10 protein-coding genes are annotated in these 12136 nt (G+C 62.7%); 8 read left to right on the forward strand and 2 right to left on the reverse strand.

What is annotated here, in order from left to right:
* The first annotated feature begins 106 nt into the window (after nt 1–106).
* From cobS to CCK88_RS17975, 3 genes are all read left to right on the forward strand, one after another.
* On the forward strand, nt 107–1090 hold the full coding sequence (cobS, locus tag CCK88_RS17965) for a cobaltochelatase subunit CobS (protein ID WP_086471909.1): 984 nt from the start codon (nt 107–109) through the stop codon (nt 1088–1090).
* A 151-nt stretch (nt 1091–1241) separates the two neighbouring features.
* Nucleotides 1242–3131, forward strand: a complete 1890-nt coding sequence (cobT, locus tag CCK88_RS17970; protein ID WP_086471910.1) for a cobaltochelatase subunit CobT — start codon at nt 1242–1244, stop codon at nt 3129–3131.
* Complete coding sequence (locus tag CCK88_RS17975) at nt 3128–4117, forward strand: esterase-like activity of phytase family protein (RefSeq protein WP_086471911.1); 990 nt, start codon at nt 3128–3130, stop codon at nt 4115–4117. The genes cobT and CCK88_RS17975 overlap by 4 nt, the downstream gene beginning before the upstream one ends.
* Before the next feature lie 121 nt (nt 4118–4238).
* On the opposite strand, the gene CCK88_RS17980 is transcribed toward CCK88_RS17975, so the two are convergent.
* Complete coding sequence (locus tag CCK88_RS17980; RefSeq protein ID WP_086471912.1) at nt 4239–4874, reverse strand: queuosine precursor transporter; 636 nt, start codon at nt 4872–4874, stop codon at nt 4239–4241.
* 229 nt (nt 4875–5103) lie between these two features.
* Nucleotides 5104–5388 carry a 50S ribosomal protein L28 gene (rpmB, locus tag CCK88_RS17985; protein WP_086471913.1) on the reverse strand — a complete coding sequence of 95 codons (285 nt, stop codon included), beginning with the start codon at nt 5386–5388 and terminating at the stop codon, nt 5104–5106.
* A 237-nt stretch (nt 5389–5625) separates the two neighbouring features.
* Between rpmB and CCK88_RS17990 the strand changes: the two genes are divergently transcribed.
* From CCK88_RS17990 to CCK88_RS18010, 5 genes are all read left to right on the forward strand, one after another.
* Nucleotides 5626–6399, forward strand: a complete 774-nt coding sequence (locus CCK88_RS17990; protein ID WP_170926547.1) for a DUF3108 domain-containing protein — start codon at nt 5626–5628, stop codon at nt 6397–6399.
* Between the two features lie 906 nt (nt 6400–7305).
* Nucleotides 7306–10278, forward strand: coding sequence for a helicase-related protein (locus CCK88_RS17995; protein ID WP_086471915.1), 2973 nt, complete (start codon nt 7306–7308; stop codon nt 10276–10278).
* 3 nt (nt 10279–10281) lie between these two features.
* Nucleotides 10282–10692: an RNA-binding S4 domain-containing protein gene (locus CCK88_RS18000; RefSeq protein WP_244557581.1), complete on the forward strand. Its 411-nt coding sequence runs from the start codon at nt 10282–10284 to the stop codon at nt 10690–10692.
* Nucleotides 10693–10845: 153 nt separating this feature from the next.
* Nucleotides 10846–11184, forward strand: a complete 339-nt coding sequence (fdxA, locus tag CCK88_RS18005) for a ferredoxin FdxA (RefSeq protein WP_086471916.1) — start codon at nt 10846–10848, stop codon at nt 11182–11184.
* 358 nt (nt 11185–11542) lie between these two features.
* A complete protein-coding gene (locus CCK88_RS18010) occupies nt 11543–12109 on the forward strand; it encodes a CarD family transcriptional regulator (RefSeq protein WP_086472037.1) in 567 nt (188 codons plus the stop codon).
* Nucleotides 12110–12136: the final 27 nt, after the last annotated feature.

The following is a 12136-nucleotide window of genomic DNA, read 5'->3' on the forward strand; positions in this document are numbered from 1 at the left end:
CGGCGGCTAGTGCGTCACGCCATCCCCAGGCTACCCGGCTCGTCACAATGCTGCTATAGAGCCACCGCCTTTCAGAATTTCTTTCCGACCTTCCAAGAGCCCGACCATGACCGAATTCGCCAATCTGCCCGACCACGAATACAGCGCGCGGGAAATCTTCGGCATCGATACCGACATGAAGGTCATGGGCTACAAGGATCGCACCGACCACGTGCCGCCCGTCGACCCCGACTATCTGTTCGATCGCAATACCACGCTGGCCATCCTCGCCGGCTTTGCCTTCAACCGTCGTGTCATGGTCCAGGGCTACCACGGCACCGGCAAGTCGACCCATATCGAGCAGGTCGCGGCGCGCCTCAATTGGCCGCTGGTCCGCGTCAATCTCGACAGCCACGTGTCGCGTATCGACCTTGTCGGCAAGGACGCCATCGTTCTCAAGGACGGCAAGCAGATCACCGAATTCCGCGACGGCATCCTGCCCTGGGCCGTGCAGAACAATGTCGCGCTGGTCTTTGACGAATACGATGCCGGCCGTCCGGACGTGATGTTCGTGATCCAGCGCGTTCTGGAGCAGTCGGGTCGCCTGACCCTCCTCGACCAGAACCGCGTGATCGTGCCGCATCCGGCTTTCCGCCTGTTCTCGACCACCAATACCATTGGTCTGGGTGATACGTCGGGTCTCTATCACGGCACGCAGCAGATCAATCAGGGCCAGATGGACCGCTGGAGCATCGTGACGACGCTCAACTACCTGCCGCACGACAAGGAAGTCGGCATCGTCCTGGCCAAGAACAAGGCCTATGGCGAGAGCGAGAAGGGCAAGAAGCAGGTCGCCAACATGGTGCGCCTGGCCGATCTCACGCGCTCGGCCTTCATCAATGGCGATATCTCCACGGTCATGTCGCCGCGCGGTGTCATCACCTGGGCCGAAAATGCCGTGATCTTCGGTGGCGATATCGGCTTTGCCTTCCGCCTCACCTTCCTCAACAAGTGCGACGAACTCGAACGCCCCGTCGTGGCCGAGTTCTACCAGCGCGTGTTCGGCGAAGACCTGCCGGAATCGTCCGCTAACCTCGCCGTCATGGCTTAGTGTCGTAAGGCCCCCTCATCCGGCCTTCGGCCGGCCTCTCCCCCAAGGGAGAGGTGAAGGGGGCACCGAGTTTCTTGCCTTTCCCTTGGGGGAGAGGTCGCCGCGCAAGCGGCGGGTGAGGGGGCCTTCCTCACAATCGGCGAGCGTAATCATGGCAATTCCTCCGCGCAGCAAGCCCAACAAGCCCGACCAGACCCAGGCCTTCAAGTCGGCCATGGGCGCCACGGTGCGTGCGATCGGTGGCAAGGCCGACCTGGAAGTGACCTTCACCGCCGATCGGCCGTTGCTCACCTCGGATCGGGCGCGCCTGGCAAACCTGCCGCGCCTGCCCACCAGGCGTGACATCGCCATTGCCCGCGGCCAGGGCGACGCCATGGCCATGCGCCTTGCCAGCCACGATGCCGATGCTCACCGCAAGCGCAGCCCGATGGATCCGCAGGCACGCGCGGCATTCGACGCGCTGGAGCAGGCGCGCGTGGAGTCGCTCGGCTGCATCCGCATGCCGGGCATGGTGGGCAATATCCATGAAATGCTGGAAGACCGGCTGTTCCGCGCCAATTTCGCCGAGGTCGATGCCAAGGACGATGCGCCGCTGGCCGAGGCCCTGGGCCTGATCCTGCGCGAGAAACTGGCCGGCGTGGAGGTCCCGCCCTCCGGTCACGCGCTTGTCGACCTGTGGCGCAAGGAAATTGAATCCAAGGCCGGCACCTCCATCGATGCGCTGATCGACACCTATGAGGACCAGGACGCCTTCTCGAAGGCCGCCCGCAAGGTGCTGCGCGACCTCAACCTCATCGCCGAAAGCGATATGCAGGATCCTGCCGACAGCGACGAAGAGGCGGCCGAGGACAGCCAGCCCGAGCAGGCGCAGGGCGCCGATCAGGCTCAGGAGCAGGGTGACGGCGAAAACGAGCAGTCGGAAAGCGAAGAGGACCAGCAGGCCGGCGAAAGCGAAGAGACCGGCGACGTCGAAGGCATGGAGGCCGACATGGCCGACAGCGACGACGATGCCGAGGCAGAGGCCGGCGAAGATGCGCCGATGCCACCGCCCGCCAAGGACGGCGGCGAACGTCTCTCGAACCAGTTCAACTACAAGGTCTTCACGCAGAAGTACGACGAGATCGTCAAGGCCGCCGAACTCTGCCCGCCCGACGAACTCGACCAGTTGCGGGCGCTGCTCGACAAGCAGCTCGAAAACCTCGCCGGTGCAGTGGCGCGGCTTGCCAACAAACTGCAGCGCCGCCTGATGGCCAAGCAGAACCGGAGCTGGCAGTTCGATCTCGAGGAAGGGCTGCTCGACACCGCGCGCCTCACCCGCGTTGTCACCGATCCGTTGCAGGCCCTCAGCTTCAAGGTCGAGAACGACACCGATTTCCGCGACACCGTCGTGACCCTCCTGATCGACAATTCCGGCTCCATGCGCGGCCGCCCGATCACCATCGCGGCGATCTGCGGCGACATTCTCGCGCGCACGCTCGAGCGGTGCGGCGTGAAGGTGGAAATCCTCGGGTTCACGACGCGCGCCTGGAAGGGCGGCAAGTCGCGCGAAGCCTGGCTCGAAGCCAATCGCCCGGCCAATCCCGGCCGCGTCAATGATATCAGGCACATCATCTACAAGGCCGCCGACGAGCCCTGGCGCCATGCCCGCCGCAATCTGGGCCTCATGATGCGCGAAGGTCTCCTCAAGGAGAACATCGACGGTGAGGCGCTCGAATGGGCGCGCAAGCGCCTGATGGCACGGCCCGAGCAGCGTCGCATCCTCATGGTGATCTCCGACGGCGCTCCGGTCGATGACTCGACCCAGAGCGTCAATGCCGGCAACTATCTGGAAGCGCACCTGCGCCAGGTGATCGAGGACATCGAAACCCGCTCGCCGATCCAGCTGGTGGCCGTCGGCATCGGCCACGACGTGACGCGCTATTATCGCCGCGCCGTGACGCTGCTCGATGCCGAGGAGCTGGCCGGCGCGCTCACTGACGAGCTGGCAGCGCTCTTTGACGAGGAAATGCCCGCTCAGGCCCGGCGTCGGGGCCGGGGATGATCTGCCGCGTCGCGCTTGTCGCTGCCCTGCTGCTTCCGGTGGTCCCCGCGGGGGCCGTGGATGCGACGGTCAGCGCCGCGCCGGTGACGCGGTTCAGGGGTGCCGATCTCGACCAGCCGGTGGATAGGCTCATCTTCCGCGGCGGCATGACGCTGCAAAGCCCCGACGATACGTTCGGCGGCTTGTCGAGCGTATCCCAGACGGGCGCCGATCAGCGCGTCAGTTTCGTCACCGACAGGGGCAATTTCGTTGCCGGACAACTGGCCTATGACGAGGCCGACCGTTTGATCGGCTTCATCGGCGTCACCATCGAGCCCATGCGCAACTCGGCCGGCGACGTGCTGCCCCGTCAGTATGCGCGCGATGCCGAGGGCATGGACACGATCTGGCGCGACGGCGTGCCCGTGGCGGTGCGCGTGGGGTTCGAGCACCTGACGCGGGTTGCCGATTTCGCCATTACGGACGGGCGCCCGGGCGGTGCGGCGCGTGAAGTGCCCATTCCGCAGTGGCTGACCGACCTGCGCACCAATGAGTCCATCGAGTCGGTCTGCATCGCGCCCGAGGCGTCGCCGATTGCCGGATCGACGCTCCTGCTCACCGAAGAGGCGCTGGACGAGGACGGCAATCATCGCGGGGAATTCCTGGGCGTCAACGACAAGGGGCCCGTGACCTATGTCAATAGCCCGATCGTCAATCCTACCGACTGCAAGTTCCTTCCCAACGGCGACCTGCTTGTGCTCGAGCGGGGGGTGTCACTCTTCGCCTTCGTCATGAACCTCCGGCGCGTTCCCGCCGATCAGGTGAAGCCGGGCAATCTGATGAAGGGCGAGCTGCTGCTCTCGGCGCAGGGCGGCGAGATCGACAACATGGAAAGCCTCATGGTGCATCAGACGCCCGGCGGCGAAACGCGCATCCTCATCGGCTCGGACAATAATTTCAACGACTGGCAGCGCACCCTGATCCTGGAATTCGCGCTGCCCGAGTAGTTCCCACCGGGCCTCCCCCCGAAAGGCGGGGAGCGGCCGGCCCGTGCGTAAGCAAAATATCGAGACGAACGCGATGCGCTCCTCCCCCTTCGTCAGGGGGAGGTTGGGTGGGGTCCTGCGACTACGCCGCCACTGGAATCCGCTTCAGCACGAGATCGCGGACGGTCTTGTAGGGCGCGAGCATCAGCACCGCCATCACCAGCTTGACCAGGAAGTCTCCGAGGGCGAGCGACTGCCAGAGTTCCACCTCGGGGCCGACGCCGAGCAGCGGAGCGGGGAAGGCAAGCGAGGAATCCTCGAGCCCGAAGAAGCTGTCGATGCCGGCAAAGGCCGGCGCCATGGCCAGCGAAAAGAAGATCGCCGTGTCCAGCGCCGACGAGAACAGCGACGAGAACATCGGCGCGTGCCACCAGGCGCCATTGCGCAGCCGGTGGAAGATCGAAATGTCGAGCATCTGCGCGACCAGGAAAGCCGAGCCCGAAGCAATGGCAATGCGCGGCGTCGCCAGCCAGATCGAGAGGATCACCGCAACCACAAAGCCTGCCACGACCACGAGGCGGGCCCGTTGCGGCCCGAAGGCGCGATTGGAGAGGTCGGTGACGAGAAAGGCCACGGGGTAGGTGAAAGCACCCCAGGTGAGGATGTCACCGAGATTGATGCCCCCCAGCGTCACACCGACTGGAAATTGCACGAGAACGTTGGAGGCGGCGACCACGGCCACCATGGCGGCAACGGCCACCAGGAAACGAGACAGCATCGGACTGTACCTTTAATTGTCCGCGGCCGGCAGGAGACCGGTGCGGATGTCGTCATTTAGCAGGAAATTCCCGCCATCGTCACTACCCGGCTTGACCGGGTAGTCCAGGGGGCGCTGTCGCATCGTCTGGATTGCCCGGTCAAGCCGGGCAATGACGAAGGTGGAGACCCCAAAACAAAACCGCGCGGCGGTTGCCCGCCACGCGGTCGAAACTGGTCTGGAAAACCGCTTAGCCGGCGAGAGCGGCGCGGACTTCCTTCTTGATGCCCAGAGCCAGCGGCGACAGGTCGGCGTCGTCCTGCTTGATCAGGAAGGCATCGAGGCCACCGCGGTGCTCGACGGTGCGCAGTGCTGCAGCGGAGACGCGCAGCTTGACCGGACGGTTCAGCGCTTCGGAGAGCAGCGTGACGTTGATGAGGTTGGGAAGAAAACGGCGGCGGTGACGGTTGAGGGCGTGCGAAACGGTGTTGCCCATCAAAACGCCCTTGCCGGTAAGCTCGCAGCGACGTGCCATTGGTGATATCCTTGTTTGTGTAAAGGTCCTGCGTGGCGGGATCGTCCCGCTACGGGCCTCGATTGTGATGAAATCCCGCGCTCTTTAGAGAATTGGGGGCTGCGCGTCAACCCGAGCGCCGATTCAAGCGCCCGCGAGCGCCTTGCTTCAGCCCCGAGGGAGCGGCACCTTCTGACGATCCAGTGATTCGTTTGCCCGCCGGGATGCGCGGGCATCCTGCAGCCGAGAAGACCCAACGTGATCCGACCCGCCCTCGCACTCTTCACCGTGCTCGCCCCGCTCGCCGTCCACGCAGCCGAGGTGGACGCGCGCGCCAGTTACGTCGTCACCGTGGGTGGTATCAACGTGGCGCTGGTCGATGTCGGGCTCACCGACAATGGGCGGCAATACGGGCTGGATGTGTCGGCGCGGGTCGCCGGCCTCGGAACGGTCGTCGCGAGCGGCACCGCCAATGCCAAGGCGACCGGCTCTTCCTCCGGATCGACGCTGCAGTCGGAGACGTTCGCGCTCGAGACCAAGGCCAATGGCGAGACCTTCAACGTCAATGTCGGTTATGACGGCCGCAATGTCAGCACGTTCCAGGTCAATCCGCCGGTGCTCGATTCCTACGACCGGATCCCGCTCGAGCGTCGCCACCTCAATGGCGTGGGCGATTTTCTGTCGGCTTTCGTGATCAAGGGGACGGCCCTCGACCGCAGCCTCTGCGACCGCACGCTCAAGATTTTCACCGGCGTCGAGCGCTTCGACATCAAGATGGGCTTTCTCGACAATGACGAGGCCACGTCACCGCGGACCGGCTACCAGGGTCCCCTCGTTGCCTGCTCGGTCGATTACCAGCCGATCTCCGGCCATTTCGAAAGCTCGGAAATGACAACCTACATGGCTGAGACCAGCCGGATGATCCTGTGGTACGCGCCGCTCGGGCAGACCGGTTACTTCATTCCCTACCGCGTCAACATCGGCACCAGCATGGGCGACCTGTCGATCGTCCTGACCCGCGCCCAGAGCTGACGCTCGACCCACTGTCCCGTAATCGGACGGTCAAAAGCTTTTTTGACAATTTTGCAGTTTTAGGTGGCCGCAGCACGCGGGGCCAAAGGTTAACCTATGGTCAGCAAGTACCCGCGCAGACGCTAAGTTTCCGTCAGCATCTGACCGGTAAACGTCAAATTTAACCGCATATTCATGGGTTTTAACCGGTTTCCTACCTAGGACGCTGGCTGTGCCGCGCCATAGCCCCGTGGCCGGTCGAGACGTACCATATGTGGTGGAGAACAAACCTGCATTGGTGATTCAGGCCCGATTCTGTCTCCGTTCGTTCCGGGTTTGGTTCAATGGTAAAGGTCCGCGCCGGTCCGGGAACATTAATGTTCCAAAATGATTCAAGGACTTACACTCTCACCTGGTGTGGCCGGGTACGCATATCATTCGTGGATCCCGTCATGGGAACGAGGGGTCTTGCGCTGAAGGCAGCGACGCCGGAAGCTTCGCAGATGTGCCAATCCGAGACGTCAACCGGATTTATCGTCAATGCCCGCAGCAAAAGCCCAGGCGGTCCTGGGCGGACCGAATAAAAATTCAAAAAATGTCGGTGTGCGAGAGGTTTACCTCCTGTTCAGGTTTGCGTCTCCCAGCGCCAGTTTAACCCATTAGCAATCAATCTGAAGCATTTGGCCCCCTCAAGGACGAACTGCTGGCACCATTAGGCGTGAGTTGCGTATTGCCTTGGTTTCTCACCACCATATCTAGCCGTGAACAAAACAGGATTGCGCGCTTCGCGTCGATTCGGTTCTGTTTCGTTCCTATTTCGTTCTGTCGTTGAATTGTCGTGGCGATTTGGTGACAAAACTGTCCTTTGCTGGGACAAGTCCGTGATGCCCCTCGCAAGCGTGGCGCGGACATCCTAGATAGGAAGCAATGAGCTTTTCTCCCGCCCACACGGTCAAGGCGATCCTTGGCCCGACCAACACCGGCAAGACCTATTATGCGATCGAGCGCATGCTGGCCCATCCCACGGGGATGATTGGCCTGCCGCTGCGCCTGCTTGCCCGCGAGGTGTACCAGCGCGTCGTGGAGCGGGTCGGTGAACAGGCCGTGGCGTTGATTACCGGCGAAGAGCGCATCGTGCCGGTTAAGCCGCGATACTGGGTGGCGACAGTGGAAGCCATGCCGATGGATATTCACGTTGATTGCGTTGCCATCGACGAAATCCAGACGGCCATCGATTTCGATCGCGGCCATGTCTTTACCGACCGCATCCTGAAGGCGCGCGGCTTTCATGAAACGCTGCTGCTTGGTTCGGGCACCATGGCCAATGTGGTCAAAAAGCTCGTCCCGCATGTCGAAATTATCGACCGGCCGCGCTTCTCGCAGCTTACCTATGCCGGCTCCAAAAAGATTTCCCGGCAGCCGCCGCGCTCCGCCATTGTCGCATTTTCAGCGCGGCAGGTTTACGCCATCGCCGAGCTGATCCGTCGCGAGCGGGGCGGCGCTGCCGTGGTCATGGGGGCGCTCAGCCCGCGCACCCGCAATGCCCAGGTCGAGCTCTACCAGAACGGCGATGTCGATTTCCTCGTGGCCACCGACGCCATCGGCATGGGCCTCAACCTCGACATCCACCACGTCGCCTTTGCCGACGACACCAAGTTCGATGGCCACCAGTCCCGGCCGCTGACGCCGGCAGAACTGGGACAGATCGCCGGACGGGCAGGGCGGCACAGGCACAACGGCACGTTCGGCGTCACCGGTGGCACCGAGAATTTCGACGAGGAACTGGTCGTCCAGCTCGAAACGCACGACTTCGAACCGGTGCGGCAGGTGCAATGGCGCAACAGCAAGCTCGATTTCTCTTCCATCGAGCGTCTGCGCCACTCGCTCGAGGAGCCGCCTGAGGATCGTACGTTAACCCGCGTGCCCGTCGCCAAGGATCAGCACGCGCTCGAATTCGTCGCGCGCAATGAGGCCGGAGCGCTGGCGCGTGGCCATGATGCGGTCAAACTGCTCTGGGAATGCTGCCAGATTCCCGACTATCAGGGGATATCACCGGCCGCTCACGGCGAAATCGTCACCCGGATCTATTCGGATTTGAAACGAAATGGATCGGTCAAGGCAGACTGGATTGCCGAGCAGGTGCGGTTTTGCGACAATGCGGAGGGCGACATTGACACACTCAGCAATCGGATCAAGCAAATCCGGACCTGGACCTTTGTCGCGAACCGCAAAAACTGGCTTGAAGACCCTACCTATTGGCGCGAAAAGACGCGAGACATTGAAGACCGCCTGAGTGACGCTCTGCATGAGCGACTCACGCAACGGTTCGTCGATCGGCGCACCAGCGTGTTGCTCCGCCACCTGAAAGACAAACGTATGGTATCTCCCGAAATTAACGAGCGCGGCGAAGTCAGGCTGGAAGGCCATCTCATCGGCACGCTCGAAGGCTTCCGCTTCACCTTGGCCCGCAACGATGGCGACGTGGACGCCAAGGGTTTGCGCAGCGCAGCCGACTCGGTGGTCGCCCCGGAGATAGGCCATCGTGCCGAACGGCTCGCCGGTTCGCCAAATGAAGAATTCGTGTTGGCCACCGATGGTCGACTGCGCTGGCGCGGCGAGATCGTGGCCGAACTGGCCGAGGGTGACAGCCTCTATCGTCCGCGCATCATCATGCTGGCCGACGAGACGCTGACCGGCCCGGATCTGGAAAAGGTTCAGGATCGCCTCTCGCTCTGGCTGCGCCATCACATCAACACCGTGCTCGAGCAGGTGATGACCCTTGAGGCGCCGGCCGACATTGACGGTACGGCCCGGGGCTTGGCCTATCAGCTGTTCGAGAATATCGGGCTCCTGCCGCGCTCAGCTGTCGCCGACGAGGTCAAGGGCCTCGACCAGGATGTGCGTGGCAAGCTGAGGAAACTCGGCATCAAGTTCGGCGCCTATCACCTCTACCTGCCGCTTTCGCTCAAGCCCGCGCCGCGCGAACTTGCCCTTATCCTGTTTGCACTCAAACACGGCGGCATTCGCCAGCCCGGCGTCACCGATATCCCGCATATCGTGCTTTCGGGCCGCACCTCTTTCGTGGTCGATCCAGAAGTCGACGCGCGCCTCTACGAGGTCGCGGGCTTCAAGGTCGCCGGCGGTCGCGCCGTGCGCGTCGATATCCTTGAACGTCTAGCCGATATCATTCGTCCGTTGATCGCCATCGATGCGGGCCGTCCGTATGCGGGCGACCTGCCTGCGGGCGCGGCTGAAGGCAATGGTTTCCGCGTCACCGTGGAAATGACCAGTCTGCTGGGCTGCTCGGGCGAGGATTTCGCCTCGATCCTCACGTCACTGGGTTATCGTGTCCGCCGCACTCCCAAGACTGCCGCCGCCGTTCCGGCAGAAGCGTCGGCCGAAGTGCCCGCGCTGGAGGCTTCGCTCGATGCTGTGGCCGCAACCGTCGACCCTGTCGACGAACCTGCCGTGATTGAACCACCGGCGCCGCTTCCCGATGTCGCGGAGGGTGCGGTGCCCGATGCCGCGCCGGCCGATGCTGCTCCCGCGGAGCCCGAATTCGACGAGGTATGGTTTCCGGGTCGTCGCAACAGCGAACAGCGGCGCCATGAGCCGCGTGGTCGCCGCGATAGCGACGCCGAAGGCCAGCAGGGCCGTCGCAACGATCGTGCGCGGCCATCGGGCAAGGGCCCACGCCGTCCCGAAGGCGAGGTGCAGGACCTGAGCAAGGCCCGTCATCTTCAAAAGGGCAAGGGACGTCCGGACAACCGGCGCCCGGACGACCAGAAGGGCGAGCGCGCGCGGTTCCAGCCACAGCGGGAAGAGCGCAAGGAAAAGGCTTTCGATCCCGACAGCCCCTTTGCCAAGCTGATGGCGCTCAAGGCGCCCAAGGGCCAGTAGCGATTGGCAGGGCCGGGCGACATACCGCTTCGCAAGGAGCGGCTCGACCGGTTCCTGTTCTTCTCGCGCGCCGTCAAGTCGCGCACCCTGGCGCAGAAAATCATCGAAGGCGGTGCGGTCCGTGTCAATTCAGAACGCACCGATCGTACCGACCATAAGGTTGGCGCGGGTGACGTGCTCACCATGTCTATCCATGGACGCATCGTCGTCTGGCGCATACTCGATCCCGGCACGCGGCGGGGACCCGCCAGCGAAGCACACGGCCTTTACGAGGACATGTCTCCGGCTCCGATGCCGCGTACTGCGCTTTCCCCCTACGATGCGACCATTGCCGAACGCTCTCCAGGCGCCGGACGGCCGACGAAAAAAGAGCGGCGCGAGGTCGATCGCCTGCATGGATCCGACGAGGAATAGGCAGTCGTTTCCCGGCGGCGGCCAGATGCGCCAAACCGTCTCCCTCGACAGCCTTGCGAGTGCGAAGAAAACGGTTTAGCACCGAACGCGTTGAGACAGGTGGGCTGACCTGCCCCAAGGGTCAGGCCGCGCACAAACGGGATCGCCTCCTAGATGACCTACATCGTCACCGACAATTGCATCGCCTGCAAATATACCGACTGCGTGGAAGTGTGTCCGGTGGACTGCTTCTATGAGGGCGAGAACATGCTGGTGATTCACCCGGACGAGTGTATCGACTGTGGTGTCTGCGAGCCCGAATGCCCGGCCGAAGCCATCAAGCCCGACACCGAAAGCGGTCTGGACGAGTGGCTCGAACTCAACCGCAAGTTCTCGGTGGCATGGCCTAATCTAACGGAACGGCGCGATCCGTTGCCCGAAGCAAAAGACCGCGATGGCGAGGCTGGAAAGCTTGAAAAGTATTTCTCCGAGGCCCCCGGCGAAGGCGACTGATGCGCCTCAACTAACGCGAAAAATCCAGACGTGACAATCTGTTGTCACTGTCTCACCACATATGGCCGTCCGCCGGGCGGCCCGTTCGCACTGGTGTGATTCGTTCTTTTTGATTCTGCTGAAAAATTGTGCTATGGTCTCACCATATGCAGTTGAGCCCGTCACCCAGCACGTGCCGTAAGGCACGATTTTTTTGACACCAGACAGTGTGGATGCATGACGTTCCGGCAAAGCGGTTCCGGAGCGACATGGGGTTTGACTGCGCGATGCGCCCGGGTTGGGCGCCAAACGAGTAGGAATGGCAGGTCCTTGCCGCAAGGAACCGGCCATTTGGGGCGTCAATAAGGAGTTCCAGCATATGGTAGCCAAGAAGCAGCAGCAGCGGCTCGGGTTCAAGACGGGTGAACACGTGGTTTATCCCGCCCATGGCGTCGGCATGATCACCGCCATTGACGAGCAGGAAGTCGCTGGCCTGGTTTTGGAGCTGTTCGTCATCAGCTTCGAGCAGGACAAGCTGACCCTTCGCGTACCCGTGGCCAAGGTCAAATCTGTCGGCATGCGCAAGCTGGCCGAGGAAGACGAAGTGAACAAGGCTCTCGACACGGTCACCGGCCGTGCCCGCGTCAAGCGCACCATGTGGTCGCGCCGCGCCCAGGAATATGAAGCCAAGATCAATTCAGGCGACCTGATCGCCATTTCCGAAGTGGTCCGCGATCTGTACCGTTCCGAAGAGCAGCCCGAGCAGTCCTATTCGGAACGCCAGCTGTTCGAGCAGGCCATGGATCGCATGAGCCGAGAGATCGGCGCCGTGCGCAAGTTGACGCTGACGGAAGCTGTGCAGCTGATCGAAAAGCAGCTCGCCAAGAGCCCCAAGCGGACCAAGGCCGATGCGGCCGAGGCCGAAAGCGACGAGGAAGCTGCATAAGCAGCCTCCAACGCGAATTGGAGAGGC

The organism is Devosia lucknowensis, from assembly GCF_900177655.1.
Taxonomy (GTDB): Bacteria; Pseudomonadota; Alphaproteobacteria; order Rhizobiales; family Devosiaceae; genus Devosia; species Devosia lucknowensis.

Excerpts from the sequence above, each read along its gene's own strand:
- cobS (WP_086471909.1), top strand. The coding sequence starts at position 107 with ATGACCGAATTCGCCAATCTGCCCGACCACGAATACAGCGCGCGGGAA.
- cobT (WP_086471910.1), top strand. The coding sequence starts at position 1,242 with ATGGCAATTCCTCCGCGCAGCAAGCCCAACAAGCCCGACCAGACCCAG.
- CCK88_RS17975 (WP_086471911.1), top strand. The coding sequence starts at position 3,128 with ATGATCTGCCGCGTCGCGCTTGTCGCTGCCCTGCTGCTTCCGGTGGTC.
- CCK88_RS17980 (WP_086471912.1), bottom strand. The coding sequence starts at position 4,874 with ATGCTGTCTCGTTTCCTGGTGGCCGTTGCCGCCATGGTGGCCGTGGTC.
- rpmB (WP_086471913.1), bottom strand. The coding sequence starts at position 5,388 with ATGGCACGTCGCTGCGAGCTTACCGGCAAGGGCGTTTTGATGGGCAAC.
- CCK88_RS17995 (WP_086471915.1), top strand. The coding sequence starts at position 7,306 with ATGAGCTTTTCTCCCGCCCACACGGTCAAGGCGATCCTTGGCCCGACC.
- fdxA (WP_086471916.1), top strand. The coding sequence starts at position 10,846 with ATGACCTACATCGTCACCGACAATTGCATCGCCTGCAAATATACCGAC.
- CCK88_RS18010 (WP_086472037.1), top strand. The coding sequence starts at position 11,543 with ATGGTAGCCAAGAAGCAGCAGCAGCGGCTCGGGTTCAAGACGGGTGAA.